Origin of the sequence: Streptomyces sp. CBMA291 (assembly GCF_014596525.1) — a bacterium.
GTDB lineage: Bacteria > Actinomycetota > Actinomycetes > Streptomycetales > Streptomycetaceae > Streptomyces.
Window position 1 is genome coordinate 1 of record NZ_MSJP01000058.1, and the last position, 16,665, is coordinate 16,665.

The window sequence follows — 16,665 nt, forward strand, 5'->3', positions numbered from 1 at the left end:
CGTCCACGACCTGCTCGTCGTTCACGTCCTCCACGGCGCCGCCGGGGCGGCGGGCGCGCTCGGCGGGTGTGTCACTTGACCTCCCCCTCGGTCGCTGACATCGGCCGGTCAGCAGTATGGCCGCAGGGGGCCTCCCGCACACCGGGATTGACTGGATCTTGTTCCTATCGTGCCGCACACCCGCGGTCCCTCCACGGGCGTGCCCCCCTCACCTTGAATACGTCGCCGGACCCGCACCGGTTCCGCATCACCCGTCGCTCGAACAGGTGAACATGCGGAAGGGGCGCCCTTTTCCCGTACGCATCCGCAAGGAAGGGAACGCCCCGGGGCGGACACCCGGGCCCGGCGGCCGGACCGGACCGGGCCGGACCGGGCCCGCTCGCGCCCGCTCAGGCCCCGTAGTGCTCCCGCAGTCGGCGGGCCGCCTCCGGGGGCGCCCCCGTCTCGTCCAGGGCGAACAGGCCCGCGCCGAGGACCGGCGGCGCCGTCACGAAGCCGACGACGGCCTTCGGCGCCCGCTCGGCGAGGAGTTCCCCGAGCCGCTCGTCCAACTGCGGGTGGCGGGCGGCGAGCACGCTGCCGCCCAGCATCACCGGGGCCTCCTCGTCGAGCAGCCCGAGCCGCCCGAGCGCCACCGACGAAAGCGCCACGACCTCCTCGGCCAGCCGGTGGACCAGGGAGAGCGCGACCGGGTCGCCCGCCGCGCTCACCCGGAAGAGGACGGGCGTCAGCTCGTGCCGCCGCTCCATCGGCACCCGGCCCAGATGCAGCGCCTCGATCAGCGCGTACATCGTCCCCAGGCCGAAGTGCGCGGGCAGCGCGCGGGCCAGTTCGGTCGGCTCGCCGCGCCCGTCCTCGGCGCGCGCCGCGTACCAGAGCGCCTCCTCGGCCATGCCGCTGCCGCCGCCCCAGTCGCCGGAGATCTTCCCGATGGCGGGGAAGCGGGCGGTCCGCCCGTCCGGGGTCATGCCGACGCAGTTGATCCCGGCGCCGCAGACCACCGCGACCCCGCGCGGCTCGTCGATCCCGGCGCGCAGTATCGCGAAGGTGTCGTTGTGCACCCGCACCGAGCGGGACCAGCCGCGTCGCAGGACCTCGGTCCGCAGCGCGGCCTCCTCCACGGGCAGATCGGCATTGGCGAGACAGGCCGTGACGTGCGCGAACGCGGGAGGCAGCCCGGCGCCACCGGCCGCTTCCCAGGCCCGGTCGACGATCTCCGCGAGCCCGTCGACCGCCGTCTCCACCCCCACCACGGGGGGCTGGAACCCGCCGCCGCGCGCCGCTCCGAGGACGTTTCCGTCCGGGGAGAGGACCGCGACGTCGGTCTTGCTGTTCCCGGCGTCCACCGCGAGGAGGACGCCGTTCGGGTTCAGGCCCACGCGAGGTGCTCCCGGTTGTGCGCGACGAGTCTGTCCGTGAGTCCCTCGGCGTACTCGTACTGGCCGACGAGCGGGTGGGCGAGCAGCGCCTTGAACACCCGGTCCCTGCCGCCGCGCAGGGCGGCGTCGAGCGCCAGGTCCTCGTAGGCGGTGACCTGGGAGATCAGCCCGGCGTACAGCGGGTCGACGGGGGCGAGGGGCAGCGGGGTCGCGCCGTGCGCGCCGACCGACGCCTGCGTCTCGATGACGGCGTCGTCCGGCAGGAACGGCAGCGTGCCGTTGTTGTACGTGTTGACGACCTGGTGCGGCGAGCCCCCGTCGCCGAGGAGGGCGGCGGCGAGGTCCACGGCGGCTTCCGAGTAGAAGGCGCCGCCGCGCTTGGCGAGCAGGGCCGGCTTCTCGTCGAGCGCCGGGTCCCCGTACATCTCCAGGAGTTCCTTCTCCATCGCGGCGACCTCGGCGGCCCGGGAGGGCTTGGTGCCCAGCTCCCGGACGACCTCGTCGTGCGCGTAGAAGTAGCGCAGGTAGTACGAGGGGACGACGCCGAGCCGGTCCAGGACCGGGCGCGGCAGCTTCAGGTCGTCGGCGATCCGCTCGCCGTGCTCGGAGATCAGGCGGGGCAGGACGTCCTCGCCCTCGGGTCCGCCGAGGCGCACCGCGCGCTCCCAGGTGAGGTGGTTGAGGCCGATGTGCTCCAGGTGGACCTCGGCGGGGGTCACGTCGAGGAGGGCGGCGAACTTGCGCTGGAAGCCGATGGCCACGTTGCACAGGCCGACGGCCTTGTGTCCGGCCTTGAGCAGGGCGCGGGTGACGATGCCGACGGGGTTGGTGAAGTCGATGATCCAGGCGTCCGGGTTGGTCCGCCGGACCCGTTCGGCGATGTCCAGGACGACGGGGACCGTGCGCAGGGCCTTGGCGAGGCCGCCCGCGCCGGTGGTCTCCTGGCCGACGCAGCCGCACTCCAGCGGCCACGTCTCGTCCTGGAGCCTGGCCGCCTGTCCGCCGACGCGCAGCTGGAGCAGGACGGCGTCGGCGCCCTCGACCCCGGCGTCCAGGTCGGAGGTGGTGACGATCCGGCCCGGGTGGCCCTGCTTGGCGAAGATGCGCCGGGCGAGGCCGCCGACCAGGTCGAGCCGGTCGGCGGCCGGGTCGACGAGGACGAGTTCGCTGATGGGCAGGGTGTCGCGCAGCCGCGCGAAACCGTCGATCAGTTCGGGGGTGTAGGTGGACCCGCCCCCCACGACAGTGAGCTTCATGATGTGCTTCAGCCCTTCACTCCGGTCAGTGTGACTCCCTCGACGAACGCCTTCTGGGCGAAGAAGAAGACGAGGATCACGGGGGCCATGACCAGGACGGTCGCGGCCATGGTCAGATTCCAGTTGGTGTGGTGCGCGCCCCTGAAGGACTCCAGGCCGTAGCTGAGGGTCCAGGCGGCGGGGTTCTCGGAGGCGTAGATCTGCGGTCCGAAGTAGTCGTTCCAGGCGGCGAAGAACTGGAAGAGGGCGACGGCGGCGATGCCGGGCTTCGCCATCGGCAGGACGACCCGGAGCAGGGTGCGCAGCTCTCCGCAGCCGTCGATCCGGGCCGCTTCGATGTACTCGTCGGGGATGGTCAGGAGGAACTGGCGCAGCAGGAAGACGGTGAAGGCGTCGCCGAAGGCCAGCGGGACGATCAGCGGCCACAGGGTGCCGGAGAGGTCCATCTGCTGGGCCCAGAACAGGTACATGGGGATGATGACGACCTGCGGCGGCAGCATCATCATCGAGATGACGAGCAGCATCGACAGCCGTCGGCCGCGGAAGCGGAACTTGGCGAGCGCGTACGCCACGGGGACCGAGGACACCACCACGAGGACGGTGCCGGCTCCCGCGTACAGCAGGGAGTTGCGCCACCAGGTGAGGAAGCCGTCGGTGTGGAAGACCTTGAGGTAGTTGTCCCAGTGCCAGCTGTTCGGCGTCAGGTCCCGGGTGAGCGCCTGCTGGTCGCCCATCAGGGAGGTCAGGAAGACGAAGACGAACGGGAGCACGAAGAACAGGGCGGCGGCGACGCCGAGGGAGTGGACGGCGATCCAGTGCAGCAGCTCCGTGCGGCGGGCCTTGCGCCGGGCGGGGGTGGAGAGGGTGGCCGGGTTCGTCATGGTCAGTCACCCGAGCCGATCAGGCCGCCGCGCCGGCGCATCAGGAGCGCGGTGAAGGCCATGGAGAAGACGAAGAGGACCAGGGCGACCACGCAGGCGGCGCCGTAGTTGAACTGGCTGAAGCCGAGGCTGTAGACCAGCTGGGGCAGGGTCAGCGTGGAGTCGTCCGGGTAGCCGGGGACGAAGGTGGCGCCGGAGCCGCCCAGCACCCCCGAGGCGACCTTGGAGGCCACGATCGGCTGGGTGTAGTACTGCATCGCGCCGATGATCCCGGTGACGACCGCGAAGAGCACGATCGGCGAGATGTTCGGCAGGGTGATGTAGCGGAAGCGCTGCCAGGCGGAGGCGCCGTCGAGGGACGCGGCCTCGTACTGCTCCTTCGGCACGTCGAGCAGCGCGGCCATGAAGATGACCATGAGGTCGCCGACGCCCCAGACGGCGAGGACGGTGAGGGCGGGCTTGGACCAGGAGGCGTCGTTGAACCAGGAGGGGCCGGGGACGCCGACCGCTTCGAGGAGCGCGTTGACCGGCCCGGTGCCGGGGTTGAGCAGGAAGACGAAGGCGAGCGTGGCGGCCACCGGCGGGGCCAGGTAGGGCAGGTAGAAGAGGGTGCGGTAGATCCTCGCGCCCTTCTTGATCCGGGTGACGAGCAGGCCCATGGCGAGGCCGAAGACGACCCGGCAGGTGACCATGACGACGCAGAGCCAGAGGGTGTTGCGCAGGGCGGGCCAGAACTGCGGGAGGTCGGTGAGGACGTACGTCCAGTTGTCCAGGCCACGCCAGGTGGGGGCGTTGAGGCCGTCGTACCGCATGAAGGAGAAGTAGACGGTGGAGACGAGCGGGTAGGCGAAGAAGGCGCCGAAGCCGATCAGCCAGGGCGACAGGAACGCCAGGGTGCGCAGCGCGTTCCCGCGGCGCCGGGCGCGCAGGGTGTTGCGGCCCCGGGGAGGGGCGGCGACCGGGGTGGCCGCCGCCTTCGCGGGCAGGGTGCCGGTGCTCATGGGGGGAGTGCCTGCCGTCACTTCGCGGCGGCGATGTCGCGGTCGATCTGGGCCGCGGTGTCCGCGAGGCCCTCCTTCAGATCGGTGACCTGGCCCTTCTCGTACTGCTGGGAGAAGCGCTGGATGGTCTCCTGGTAGGAGGAGCCGTTGACGGCGTTGTCGGAGGTGTCGGAGCGGGGGTGGCGGGCGATGTCGAGGAAGACCTTGAACCGCTTGTCGAAGGCGAGGTCCGGGGAGTTCAGGGCGTCCAGGGTGGAGGGGACGTTGCCGATGTCGTTGGCGAAGCCGACCACCGCGTCGGTGTCCGTGGTCATGAACTTGATCAGTTCCCAGGCCGCGTTCTGCTTCTTGCTCTGCGGGGCGATGCCCATGATCGTGCCGGAGAGGAAGCCCTTGCCGTAGTCGGCGACGTCGGCGTCGGCGACCGGCAGCGGGGCGACGCCGACCTCGAAGGGCACCTTGGCCTTCTTGGTGAAGTTCAGCCGCCACTCGCCGTCGAGCTGCATGGCGACCTGCCCGGTGTGGAAGGGGTGCGTGGGGCCCCACTCGTCGCCGAAGGTGGTGCGGTACTTGTCCAGCTTCTGGAAGCCGCCGAGCGCGTTCACCAGGGACTTCTGGTACGTCATCATCTCGGCGAACGCCGGGTCGGTGCCGACCGTCGACTTGCCCTGGGCGTCGAAGAACCCCTGGTGCTTCCACTGCGGCATGTAGTGCTCGACGACGGTCTCGTAACCCAGATAGGTGGGCATGAAGCCGAGCTGCTCGTAGGAGTCGCCCTTCGGCTTGGTGAGCCGCTTGGCGACCTCGGTGAACTGGGACCAGGTCTTCGGCGGGGCCTCGGGGTCGAGTCCGGCCTTCCGGAACGCGTCCTTGTTGTAGTAGAGGCCGTACGCGTCGGAGAGCAGCGGCATCGAGCACCGCTTCCCCTCGAACTGCGTGTACTCCTGGAGGACCTTCGGGAAGATCTTGTCCAGGTCCAGCCCGTCCTTCTCGATGAACGGCTTCAGGTCGGCGAGGGCGCCCGACGCACAGAACTTGCCCACGTTGGAGGTGGTGAAGGAGGACACCACGTCCGGGCCCTTCGAGCCGCCCGCGCGCAGCGCCTGCCCCAGTTTGTCGTCGTTGATGCCGCCGACGGCCTTCACCTTGATGTTCGGGTGGGCCTTCTCGAAGCGGGCGATGTTGGCGTTGATCGCCTTCACCTCGGCGGGGTCCACCCAGCCGTGCCAGAAGGTGAGGGTGGTCTTGGCCTTCGGGTCGTCGGCGGCCGTGTCGTTCGCGGAGCCCGTGCAGGCGGAGGCGAGGAGGGCGACCGAGGCGGTGGCGGCGAGCGCGGCGGCGGTCGCGCGCGGACGTACGGGCATGACGATGTCTCCCTGTGGCGGAGGGGGCTGACGGGGAAGGGGCGGGGCCGGTGGGTCAGCGCGAGGTGTCGAAGACCTCGTCGCGCGTGGTGGCGAGGGCGCTTTCGAGGGCGCCGCGGACCACGGGGCGCTCGGGGACGGTGGTGAGGACGAGACGCGGCCGGGAGGCGGCGAGATCGGCCAGCTCGGACTGGACGCGGGCGCGCAGGGGTTCGCCGCCCGCGACGAGGACCGCGCCGGAGAGCACGATCAGTTCGGGGTCGAGGACGGCGACGACGGAGGAGAGCCCGGTGGCGAGGCGCTCGGCGTAGCGGTCGAGCAGCCGGGCGTACCTGGGGTCCTCGCCGTGCGCCTCGGCGGCGTGCGCGAGCAGCCCGCAGGCCACCGGGACGTACGGCTGCTCCGGGGTGTCGATGCCGAGGGCGCGGGCGATCCGGGGGACGGCCTGCACGCCCGCGAGTTCCTGGTAGCCGCCCGAGTTGGCCTTGGCGACCTGCCGGACGAGCGGGGTGCCGGGCACGGGCAGGAAGCCGACCTCCCCGGCGCCGCCGGTGAAGCCCCGGTGCAGCCGTCCGCCGAGGACGAGGGCGGCGCCGATGCCCTCCTCGTTCCACAGCAGGGCGAAGTCCGTGTGGCCCCGGGCGGCGCCCACGCGCTGTTCGGCCACGGCGACGAGGTTGACGTCGTTCTCGTACTCGAACGGCATGGGCAGGGCCGCGGCCAGCTCCTCCAGGAGGGTGGGGGAGTGCCAGCCGGGCAGATGGGAGGCGTACCGCAGCCGGCCGGTGGCCGGGTCGAAGGCGCCGGGGGTGCCGATGACGAGGCGGCGCACCTTCTCGCGGGTGATCCCGGCCGCCGCGACGGCCCCGTCGAGGGCGTCGGTGACCTGCCGGACCACGTCGGACGAGGCGCGGCCGGGGGTGCGCAGCTCGTACTCGCCGACGATCCGGCCGGTGACGTCGGCGACGGCGGCGTGGATACGGGTCTTGCTGACGTCGAGCCCGGCGGCGTACGCGGCGCGCGGGTCGACCGCGTAGAGCTGGGCGTTCGGCCCGGGGCGGCCCGCGGTGGTGCCGGTGGCGACGACCAGGCCCGCCGCTTCGAGCCGGGCGAGGAGCTGGGAGGCGGTCGGCTTGGACAGGCCGGTGAGCTTGCCGATCCGGGTGCGCGAGAGCGGGCCGTGTTCGAGCAGCAGATCGAGGGCGGCGCGGTCGTTCATGGCGCGGAGCACGCGCGGCGTACCGGGGGTCACCGGGGTCGTACCGGCCATGAGTCGCACCTGCCCTTCGACGCTCACGGGCGCTCGCGGCGGCTGCCGGACGGCCCGTTCTCCCCTTGCACTGTTAGGAAAGTTTCCTATTCGGTGAAAGGAAGGTAAGGCGGGCGCCGAGGGGCCGTCAATACCGGGAACGGCGCACACCCGCGCGAGCACGCCGCCCGAACCAGGCGGAAACGGGCGTTACTTGGAGAGGTCCGGCTCCGGGGGCGGGTGCTACTTGGAGAGGTCCGGCTTGGGCAGGGGGGTCGCCGCCGCCGACTGCGGCGAGGTCGCCGAGGCGAACGCGGAGGGCGCGGCCATCCCCGCCGTCGGATCGGCCTTCGGCTCCTCCGCCTGCGCCGGGAGCCCGCCCACGATCCGGATACCGGCCTCGTCGAGCCCCTGCTTGATCCGCCAGCGCAGCTCCCGCTCCACCCCGAGCGCCTTGCCCGGCATCGTCTTCGCCGCCACCCGCAGGGTCATCGAGTCGAGCAGCACCTCACTGAGCCCGAGCACTTCCACCGGGCCCCACAGGCGCTCGTTCCACGGCTCCTCCTTCGCCATGGACTCCGCCGCCTCGACGACCACGGACCGCACCTTCTCCATGTCCTCCGTCGGCCGCACGGTCACGTCGACCCCGGCCGTCGCCCAGCCCTGGCTGAGGTTGCCGATGCGCTTGATCTCGCCGTTGCGCACGTACCAGATCTCGCCGTCCGCCCCGCGCAGCTTCGTCACCCGCAGGCCCACCTCGACGACCTCGCCGGAGGCCACGCCCGCGTCGATCGAGTCGCCGACGCCGTACTGGTCCTCAAGGATCATGAAGACGCCCGAGAGGAAGTCCGTCACCAGGTTCCGGGCGCCGAAACCGATCGCCACACCGGCCACACCGGCCGAGGCGAGCAGCGGCGCCAGATCGATCTTGAAGGCGCCCAGGACCATCAGCCCGGCGGTGCCCAGGATCAGGAACGACGCCACCGACCGCAGGACCGAGCCGATCGCCTCCGAGCGCTGCCGCCGCCGCTCGGTGTTGACGAGGAGACCGCCGAGCGCCGTCCCCTCCACCGCCTGCGCCGACCGGTTCATCCGCTCGATCAGCTTGGTCAGGGCGCGCCGTACCGCCATCCGGAGCAGCAGGGCGACGACCAGGATCAGCACGATCCGCAGACCGGTGTTCAGCCAGGTGGACCAGTTCTCCTCCACCCAGCTCGCCGCGTTGGTCGCCCGCTCCGCCGCCTCGTCCAGGGTGACCGGAATGGGTTCGGGTTCGGTGGCAGCCGCCAGGGCGGACCAGGACACGGGACAACCTCCAGACATCGCGTACGCAGGCCATCCACACTAACGGGGGACCCGGAGTGCCCCCTTTCCCCCGAACGAGGGAGAGAACGGCCTCACCCGGGCAAAAAGACCGGGGAGAACATGCCGATGTGGTCGAGAACACTCCCGGCCCACCACCCCGATCCGGGTACGTGGTGGCGTTCCGGCCAGGCATGAGGAGAGACTGAGAGCAGTTTCGTCCCGGCGCGAGCCACGCGCCGCCGGCGTCATAGGAGGCATCCGTGCCGCACGTCCTGGTCCTCAACGCGTCGTACGAGCCGCTCGGCGTCGTACCGCTCCGCCGCGCACTCGTCCTCGTCCTGGAGAACAAGGCTCTCTGCCTCGAGGAATCCGGCGCCTTCCTGCACAGCGAGACCCAAGTCGTCCCCGCGCCCAGCGTGGTGCGACTGAAGCGCTTCGTGCGGGTCCCCTACCGGGGGCCCGTTCCCTTGACCCGCAGAGCCCTCTTCGCCCGTGACGGCGGGCGCTGCATGTACTGCGGAGCGGTCGCCACCAGCGTCGACCACGTCATCCCGCGCAGCCGTGGGGGCACCCACGCCTGGGAGAACGTGGTGGCCGCCTGTCGCCGCTGCAACCACGTCAAGGCCGACAAACACCTGCGGGAGATCGGCTGGCGGCTCCACCATCCACCGGCCCCGCCGACCGGTCTGGCCTGGCGGATCATCGGGACCGGACACCGGGACCCCCGCTGGCTGCCGTACTTGCAACCGTACGGAGCCGAGGACGTGATGGCCCGGATCGACTCCGTCGCCGACGCCCCCGTGAGGGCGCTGACGACGAGTTGAGCCGGGCCTTTCGCGTACCCGGGGACGGACTCCCACGCGCGTGCGGGGCGGTGCCTTGTACGCGTGCGGGGCGGGGTCCGGTGTGTGTACGGGGCCGGGCCTGGTGTGTGTACGGGGCCGGGTCCCGCGCGTGCGGGACCCGGCCTCCGGTGAGCGGCGCGTCCCTCAGGGGGCGGGCCGCTCCTCGGGTGTGCCCGTGTCCGGGCGCCCGGCGGGGCTGTTCGGGCCCACAGGGGCCTTCCCGGCGGTCTCCGGGGCCTTGCGCGGTGTCCCTGGGGTCTCCCGGGCCTTCCCCGGCGACCCGGACGACGATCCGGACGGCGATCCGGCAGGTCCCCCGGTCGAGGCGCCGGTCGCGTCCCCTCCCGGGGCGCCCGTCGCCGTCCCCGCAGGGCTCTTCGGCCCGGCTCCCTCCGGCGCTCCCGTGGCCGTCGCTCCCGGGATCCCCGGCGCCTGGGGCTCCCCGGGGGCCACCGCGTACGCCTCCACCGACCAGAGCGAATAGCCGTACCGGGTCGCGCGGGCCTCGCCCCGTACCCGCAGGAAGCGGGTGTCCGCCGCGTCCATCCGGACCGACTCCCGACCGCCCCGGCCCTCCGTCACCGTCGCGGCCGTACGCCAGTTCCGCCCGTCCGCCGAGACCTCGATCCGGTACCGGGAGGCGTACGCGTCCTGCCAGTGCAGCACCACCTGCCCCACCCGCACCGGGCCCGGCAGTTCGAGCCGCCACCAGGCGTCGTCCTCGGCGGGGGAGGACCAGCGGGTCGCCGCGTCGCCGTCCGAGGCGGCCGACGCGGGGAAGTCCGGCGTCTCGTCGCCCGAGGAGGACGCCGTCCCCGTCCGCGCCAGATCCGGGCCCGCCGTACGCGGGAACGCCCGCACGGTCAGCACCCGTTCCTCACCCGCGAACGTCACCGGCACCCGGTAGGAGCCTGGCGGGGTCCCCGGCGCCACCGCCACGTCGAGCGGGACCGCCGTCCGCGCGCCCCGCCCCACCGACGCCCGCTCCGGCAGCCGTACGCTCACGCCCCGGGGCGCCCGCGCCGTGAGCGGCCCCGCCACCTCGTCCGTGCGCCGCCCCGAAAGCTCCACGTCCACCCGCTGGGCCGGACCGCCGATCACCGCGTCCGTCTCCGTCCGGGCCAGCTCGACCCCGGCGCGCGGCCCGTCAGCGAACCACGGCACGAGCGCCCGCACCCCGGGCTCCGGCCCCGCGCCGTCCCACACCACCCGCAGCGCGTCCGCCCGCAGCCCCGAGGGCCTCGTCTGGGTCCACCCGGACGCCGAGAGCGGGCCGAGCGCCCGCCATCCCTCGCCCGGCACGTACGCCTCCACGCGCGCGTGCCCGCCGTCCGCCGCGCCCGGCTCCGCCATCACCGTCAGCGCCTCCACGGGCCGCGCCCGGTCGAGCCGCACGGTGTACGAGCCGGGCGCGCGCTCCGCACGGCCCGCCGGGGGCCGGTCCGCGCCCGTCCAGGCCCCGGCCCGCTCCACCACGCGCGCGAGGAACGGATCGAGGACCCCCGCGCCGACCGTCACCCTGCCGCCCTTCAGCTCCTCGCGCAGCGCCTCCAGACGGGTCTGGGCCCGCCAGGCGGCCACGCCGTCGCCGCGCTCCTGGGCGAGCAGCAGATCGACCGCCGTCTCGCCCGCGAGGCCGTACCGGGAGAGCCGGCCGAGCCAGGGACCCGCCTCCTCTGCGAGGGCGCCGCCCGCCGTGTCCGCGAGCCGCCCGGGGGCCTCCCGCATCACGGAGAACGCCTTCCGCAGCGCGCCCGCCGCCTGCGCGCGCCGCGCCTCGGCCCCGGCGTCCGAGGCGTCCCGGGAGTCCCAGAAGGCGGCGAGCAGCGGCTTCAGGGCGGCCGATTCGCCCGTCGGGTCGAGGACCGAGGAGGCGCTGTTCCCGGCGAGCGCGGCGAGGGCCTCCCGGGCGGCGGGCGCCGGACCCGCGAGGTCGTCGACGGCCGCCCGCCAGGACTCCTCCGGCCGGTAGCCGCGCGGGTTCCAGGCGTAGTCGGCGGCGGTGAACAGCGGCACCCGGGAGGCCACCGGCTGCTCCATGGCGTGCGCGAGGAAGGCGGCGGAACCGGTGGCCACGGCCGGGTCCCGGCCCGTCAGGGGCCCGAGGAACAGGCGGTCCTGCGCGTAGTCGTTGACCGGGTAGTCGTCCATGGTGACCAGCGGGTGCCCGAGGGCGTCGAGGGCCCCGGTCAGCTCCCCGCCGCTGATCGTGCGCGGCACCACGCCGACCCCGGTCCACGCCACCCGCACGCCCGCGTCCAGCGCCTCGGCGAGCTTCGCGCGGTACTCGGTGGCGCCGTCCTGGTAGTACTCCGTCGGCATCACCGTCAGCGGCTCGCCGCCCGGGTGCCGTTCGGCGAGGTGACGGGCGAGCGCCCCGGCCACGCGCGCGTGGGCGGCGGCAGCGGCCCCCGGACCGCGCCCGAAGGCTTCGGCGTCCCGCTCGCAGTGCCATTCGTCGTACGAGGAGTCCTGGAACTGGAGCTGGAAGAACCGCACCCCGAGCGCCCACATGTCGTCGATCTTGCGGGTCAGCGCGGCCAGATCGGCGTCCGACGACAGACACATGGACTGGGCGGGCGCCACGGCCCAGCCCAGCGACACGTGCCGGGCACCGGCCCGCTCGGCCAGCGCCCGGAATCCGGCCCGCTGCTCCGCCGGGTAGGGATCGCGCCACTGGGCGCCCCGGTAGGGGTCGTCGCCGGGCGCGTACAGATAGCGGTTCTGCTTGGTCCGGCCGAGGAAGTCGATCTGGGCCAGACGCTGTTCCGTCGTCCAGGGGCGCCCGTAGAAACCCTCGGTGACCCCCCGCTCGGCCGTGCCCGGCCAGTCCCGGACGACGACCCCGGGGACCTCCCCGCCCCCGTCCAGGAGCTGACGCAGTGTCTGCACGGCGTGGAACAGGCCGTCCTCGCCCACCCCGTCCAGGGCGACGGTGTCCCGCCCGCCGACCCGGCCACCGGCCAGCCGGTAGCCGCCGGACGGCAGATCGAGCCGGTCCTTCGCCTTCAGGGCGGCCAGCGCCTCCCGGGCGGCCCCGCCCCCGGGCCCGGCGGCCCTGAGCACCGCCCCGCGCCCCGGCAGCCCCTCGTGGACGGTCCGCACCCCGGCGTCCCGCAGCAGCCCGCGCAGCTCCTCCAGGGCGTACGGATCGGCGTCGGCGTCCGCGACCAGCGTCACTTCGTCCCCGAGCCGTACGGAGGACCCGGCGGCGACCAGGGACTGCGGACGGGGCCAGACGGCGGGGGAGGAGGACGTGACGGGCTTTCCGGGCACGGCGGGTGTGGCTGCCTTGGCGGAAGCGGCGGAAGCGGCGGGTGTGGCGGAAGCGGCGGGTGTGGCAGGTGTGGCGGAAGCGGCGGGCGTGGTGGCCGGGCGGCCCGTCGCGGGAGCCCCTGTCGCCGGAACCCCGCTCCACGCGCGGGTGCCCGCCGGAAACGGCCGGGCGGGGAACGGCTGGGCCGGAAACGCCTGGGCCGGGACCGTCGCCGCTCCGGTGAGGAGACCGCCGAGGACGGCGACGGCCACCGCCGTCGCGGTGGGCTTTCCATACCGGGGGCGTACGGGACGCACGGGTTCTCCCTTCGACGGGCCGGAAGCTCCGCAGGTTGACGCCGATTGATAACGAGTCGGTCACGAGCCCACCACCCGTCCCACGGGGGTGTCAATGAGAGTGACCCTTGTGTCGGGTTTGCCCGGAGAGTCGTCGGCGAGGTGACGTCACTTCGGCCCCCTCCGCCGGTAAAACGAGGTGCCGTGGGTAGGGCACAGCCATGACCCAGGTCCCACCTGTCGAGACGAATCGGGAGACCCCCGTGACCACGACCGCCGACAACCTCGGACGGATACGGATTCCCCTGCAGGCCCCCACCGGCGAACCGCTCACCAGCGAACCGCCGCTTCCCGAAGCGGCCCCCCTCACCAGCGAACCGCCCCTCACCACGGCGGCGCCCCTCACCAGCGAAGCCACCGCCCCCGGCGGCGCGGTCGGCGCGGAGTCCCCCGGAGTGTAAGAAGTGACCCTGGCCCGTCTCGCCGCCCGTCACGGCGTCGCCACCGCCCACGACTCCTCCGGAGGCGCCACCACGCCGGTCCCGGAGGCGACCGTGGTCGCCGTCCTCGGCGCCCTCGGCGTGGACGCGGCCACACCGGAGGCGGTCGCCACCGCCCTCGGCGCGGCGGACCGGGCCGACCGGGAGCGACTGCTGCCCCCGACCCTGGTCCGCTGGCACGGCGCGGAGCCCGTACGCCCGCCGGAGGAACTGCCGCCCGGCACCCGGCTCCGCGTCACCACCGAGGACGGCGCCCGCGTCACGGGCCCGGACTGGGAGCGGGTGCCCCCGGGCGTCCACACCGTGGAGGCCCAGGCACCCGACGGGCGGACCGCCACCGCCACCCTGATCGTGAGCCCCGCGCGCGTACCCGCCCCCGAACGGCGCTCGTACGGGCTCCTCGTCCAGCTCTACTCGCTGCTCTCCACCCGCTCCTGGGGCATGGGCGACCTCGGCGACCTGCGCGAACTCGCCACCTGGGCGGGCCGCACCCACGGCGCCGGATTCCTCCAGGTCAACCCGCTCCACGCGGGCGTGCCCGGGGCACCCTGTGACCCCTCCCCGTACCGCCCCTCCTCCCGGCGCTTCCCCGACCCCGTCCATCTGCGGATCGAGGAGATCCCCGAGTTCGCCCTGGTCGGACCCGAGCGGCGCGAGGAACTCGACGGCATCCTGGCCGACGCCGCCGAACTGCGCGAGAGGGTCCTCTCCAAGGGCGCGCCGATCGACCGGGACGCGGTGTGGGAGGTCAAACTGCGGGCCCTCGAACTCGTCCTCGCGGACGTCGTCCCGGGACCCGGCCGAAGCGCCGACTTCCACGCCTTCCTCGCGGAGCGGGGCCGCGCCCTGGAGGACCACGCCACCTACCAGGCCCTCGCCGAGCGGCACGGACCCCACTGGCGCGGCTGGCCCGGGGAACTGCGCGACCCGCGCACGGCCGAGTCCGTCGTGCGCGCCGATCCCCTCCTGGCCGCCCGGGTCGACTTCCACTGCCGGCTTGCCTGGCTGACGGACCGGCAGCTCGCCGCCGCCGCCGGGGCCGCCCGCGATGCCGGGATGGGCGTCGGGATCGTCCACGACCTCGCCGTCGGCGTCCATCCGGAGGGCTCCGACGCCTGGGCCGGGCAAGGGGACTTCGCCCCCGGCATGTCGGTCGGCGCCCCGCCCGACGCCTTCAACGCGCGCGGCCAGGACTGGGGCCTGCCGCCCTGGCGCCCCGACGCGCTCGCCGCCACCGGCTACGCCCCCTACCGGGAGCTGCTGCGGGAACTCCTGCGCCACGCGGGCGCCCTGCGGATCGACCACGTGATGGGCCTCTTCCGGCTCTGGTGGGTGCCGGAGGGCCGCGAGCCCGCCGAGGGCACGTACGTCCGCTACGACGCGGAGGCCATGCTCGCCGTCCTCGTCCTGGAGGCGCACCGGGCCGGGGCCCTCGTCATCGGCGAGGACCTGGGCACGGTCGAACCGGGCGTCCGCGAGAAACTGGCCGACCGGGGCGTGTTCGGCACCTCCGTGCTCTGGTTCGAGCGGGACTGGGCGGGCGGCGGACGCCCGCTGCCGCAGGACTCCTGGCGTACCGCCTGCGTCGCCACCGCCACCACCCACGACCTGCCCCCGACCGCCGCCCGGCTCTCCGGCGACCACATCGCCCTGCGGCACCGGCTCGGGCTGCTCCCCGGCGATCCGGAGCGCGAGCGGGCGGCGGACGCGGCGGAGACCGCCGAGTGGCTCGGCCTTTTCGAACGGCTCGGGCTGCTCCCGGACGGGCCGGGCGACGAGGAGACCGCGATCAGGGCCGTCCACCGGTTCCTGCTCGGCACCCCGGCGCGGATGGTGGGGGTGTGGCTGCCCGACGCGGTGGGGGACCGGCGGCCGCAGAACCTGCCGGGCACCTGGGACGAGTACCCCAACTGGCGGCTGCCGCTGGCCGGTCCGGACGGTCAGCCGCTCACCCTGGAACGGTTCGCGGCCTCGCCCCGCGCCCACGCGCTCCTTCGCGAACTGCGCGCGGGCACCGCCCCGCAGGGCCTCCGGGGAGCCTGATCCGGGACCACCGGAAGCGCCCCGGACGCCCGTACGGCACCCCCGGGCGCGCGGCCCGATCGGGCGTTCGCTACGTTTGCACCGTGGACAAGAAGAACGCTCTGCGCGCCGGCTCGCTCGCGGCCGGTACGACGCTGATGATGCTGCTCATGTCGTCCCCCGCGCTCGCGCTCACCCGCGACGACGGCGACGACCCGGCCCCCAAGCTGGAGGTCATCGAGACCCTCGGTCTGTTCGTCGCCGCACCGCTGGTGCTTTTCCTGGTGATCGCCGGCCTGGTGATGGTGCTCGACAAGTCCAAGAAGGCCTGACCCGCCGCACTCCTCCGCTGCGCCGAGGGCGCCGCACGGTGACGACACGCCGTGCGACGCCCTCGTACGCGTACCCACGCCTCGACACGGTCCGGTGGGCCCTTGGGCGCCCCCGTCGGAGCACGCCTAGCCCCCCCCGTCGGAGCACGCCTCGCCCTCCGTCGGTGCATGCCTCGCCCCTGCCGGAGCACGCCTCGCCCCCGTCGGCGCGCGCCCCGGCCCTGCGGGGCAGGCCCCCGCACGCCCTTCGGGCCGGGGCCTCGCCCGTACGCCTGCCCCTGTCTCTGCCCTTCCGGCCGGGCCCCGTACGCCTGCCCTCTGCCCCTCCGGCCGGGTCTCCCCGTCTGCCAAGCCCTGAGGCTCAGGCCGAGGTCGCGAGCAGCTTGCGCAGCAGGCCGGAGAGCTGGGCCGCCTCCTCGTCGGTGAGGGCGTTCTCCAGTGCCGTCCGCTGCTCGGCGAGACCGGCGGACACCGCCAGGTCGACCAGTTCCCCACCGCGCTCGCTGAGGGTGACCCGCAGTCCACGCCGGTCGTTCGGGTCGGGGCTGCGGGTGAGCAGTCCGGCCCGCTCCAGCTTGTCGAGACGGCCCGTCATCCCCCCGGTCGTGATCATCAGCGTGGCGGTCAGCTCGCGCGGCGAGAGCGTGTACGGCTCCCCTGACCTGCGCAGGGTGGCGAGCACGTCGAACTCCCCGAGGCCCAGGCCGTAGGGCGCGTACGCCTTGTCGACCTTGCCGCGCATGGCGCCCGCCAGGCGGTAGATCCGCCCGAACACGGCCATCGGCGCGGTCTCCAGATCGGGGCGGACGGCCGCCCACTGGTCGGTGATGGCGTCGACGGCGTCGTGGGCGGGGCCGGGGTTCTTCGTGTCCATGGGGCCAGTCTCCTCTTCCCGGCGTCTCGACGGCAAGAAGGCCACTTGCACGTAATTAACTTAGTGCTAAGTTAATTACCGCCAAGCAGGTTCGGGTCCCCGAGG

Annotated in this window: 13 protein-coding genes; 4 read left to right on the forward strand and 9 right to left on the reverse strand. The window is 73.6% G+C overall.

The window, feature by feature from the left end:
* Positions 1-389: 389 nt before the first annotated feature.
* The 7 genes from BU197_RS15160 to BU197_RS15190 form a co-directional block, all read right to left on the reverse strand.
* Positions 390-1,373, reverse strand: a complete 984-nt coding sequence (locus BU197_RS15160) for an N-acetylglucosamine kinase (protein ID WP_188268864.1) — start codon at positions 1,371-1,373, stop codon at positions 390-392.
* Positions 1,370-2,635, reverse strand: a complete 1,266-nt coding sequence (locus tag BU197_RS15165) for a 6-phospho-beta-glucosidase (RefSeq protein ID WP_188268814.1) — start codon at positions 2,633-2,635, stop codon at positions 1,370-1,372. The genes BU197_RS15160 and BU197_RS15165 overlap by 4 nt, the downstream gene beginning before the upstream one ends.
* 8 nt (positions 2,636-2,643) lie before the next feature.
* A complete protein-coding gene (locus BU197_RS15170) occupies positions 2,644-3,516 on the reverse strand; it encodes a carbohydrate ABC transporter permease (protein ID WP_188268815.1) in 873 nt (290 codons plus the stop codon).
* 2 nt (positions 3,517-3,518) lie between these two features.
* A complete protein-coding gene (locus tag BU197_RS15175; protein ID WP_188268816.1) occupies positions 3,519-4,517 on the reverse strand; it encodes a carbohydrate ABC transporter permease in 999 nt (332 codons plus the stop codon).
* Between the two features lie 17 nt (positions 4,518-4,534).
* Positions 4,535-5,881, reverse strand: a complete 1,347-nt coding sequence (locus BU197_RS15180; protein ID WP_188268817.1) for an ABC transporter substrate-binding protein — start codon at positions 5,879-5,881, stop codon at positions 4,535-4,537.
* A 55-nt stretch (positions 5,882-5,936) separates the two neighbouring features.
* On the reverse strand, positions 5,937-7,151 hold the full coding sequence (locus BU197_RS15185) for an ROK family transcriptional regulator (RefSeq protein WP_188268818.1): 1,215 nt from the start codon (positions 7,149-7,151) through the stop codon (positions 5,937-5,939).
* Between the two features lie 222 nt (positions 7,152-7,373).
* Complete coding sequence (locus BU197_RS15190) at positions 7,374-8,435, reverse strand: mechanosensitive ion channel family protein (RefSeq protein WP_188268819.1); 1,062 nt, start codon at positions 8,433-8,435, stop codon at positions 7,374-7,376.
* 260 nt (positions 8,436-8,695) lie between these two features.
* Here BU197_RS15190 and BU197_RS15195 point away from each other — a divergent pair, with 260 nt between their 5' ends.
* Entirely contained in the window at positions 8,696-9,259 is a 564-nt protein-coding gene (locus tag BU197_RS15195; protein ID WP_188268820.1) for an HNH endonuclease, read from the forward strand.
* Positions 9,260-9,424: 165 nt separating this feature from the next.
* Here the strand turns inward: BU197_RS15195 and BU197_RS15200 are convergent, their stop codons facing one another.
* Complete coding sequence (locus tag BU197_RS15200) at positions 9,425-12,853, reverse strand: beta-N-acetylglucosaminidase domain-containing protein (RefSeq protein ID WP_317453389.1); 3,429 nt, start codon at positions 12,851-12,853, stop codon at positions 9,425-9,427.
* Positions 12,854-13,095: 242 nt separating this feature from the next.
* On the opposite strand from BU197_RS15200, the gene BU197_RS15205 reads away from it, so the two are divergent.
* From BU197_RS15205 to BU197_RS15215, 3 genes are all read left to right on the forward strand, one after another.
* On the forward strand, positions 13,096-13,293 hold the full coding sequence (locus BU197_RS15205) for a hypothetical protein (protein ID WP_188268821.1): 198 nt from the start codon (positions 13,096-13,098) through the stop codon (positions 13,291-13,293).
* Positions 13,294-13,296: 3 nt separating this feature from the next.
* Entirely contained in the window at positions 13,297-15,375 is a 2,079-nt protein-coding gene (gene malQ / locus BU197_RS15210; protein WP_188268822.1) for a 4-alpha-glucanotransferase, read from the forward strand.
* Positions 15,376-15,458: 83 nt separating this feature from the next.
* Positions 15,459-15,686, forward strand: a complete 228-nt coding sequence (locus BU197_RS15215; protein ID WP_056558822.1) for a hypothetical protein — start codon at positions 15,459-15,461, stop codon at positions 15,684-15,686.
* A gap of 361 nt (positions 15,687-16,047) precedes the next feature.
* Here BU197_RS15215 and BU197_RS15220 read toward each other — a convergent pair whose 3' ends face one another.
* The gene (locus BU197_RS15220) at positions 16,048-16,560 is read right to left on the reverse strand and encodes a MarR family winged helix-turn-helix transcriptional regulator (protein ID WP_188268823.1); all 513 of its coding nucleotides are present in this window, start codon (positions 16,558-16,560) and stop codon (positions 16,048-16,050) included.
* Between the last annotated feature and the right edge of the window lie 105 nt (positions 16,561-16,665).

Excerpts from the sequence above, each read along its gene's own strand:
- BU197_RS15185 (WP_188268818.1), bottom strand. The coding sequence starts at position 7,151 with ATGGCCGGTACGACCCCGGTGACCCCCGGTACGCCGCGCGTGCTCCGC.
- BU197_RS15175 (WP_188268816.1), bottom strand. The coding sequence starts at position 4,517 with ATGAGCACCGGCACCCTGCCCGCGAAGGCGGCGGCCACCCCGGTCGCC.
- BU197_RS15180 (WP_188268817.1), bottom strand. The coding sequence starts at position 5,881 with ATGCCCGTACGTCCGCGCGCGACCGCCGCCGCGCTCGCCGCCACCGCC.
- BU197_RS15170 (WP_188268815.1), bottom strand. The coding sequence starts at position 3,516 with ATGACGAACCCGGCCACCCTCTCCACCCCCGCCCGGCGCAAGGCCCGC.
- BU197_RS15165 (WP_188268814.1), bottom strand. The coding sequence starts at position 2,635 with ATGAAGCTCACTGTCGTGGGGGGCGGGTCCACCTACACCCCCGAACTG.
- BU197_RS15220 (WP_188268823.1), bottom strand. The coding sequence starts at position 16,560 with ATGGACACGAAGAACCCCGGCCCCGCCCACGACGCCGTCGACGCCATC.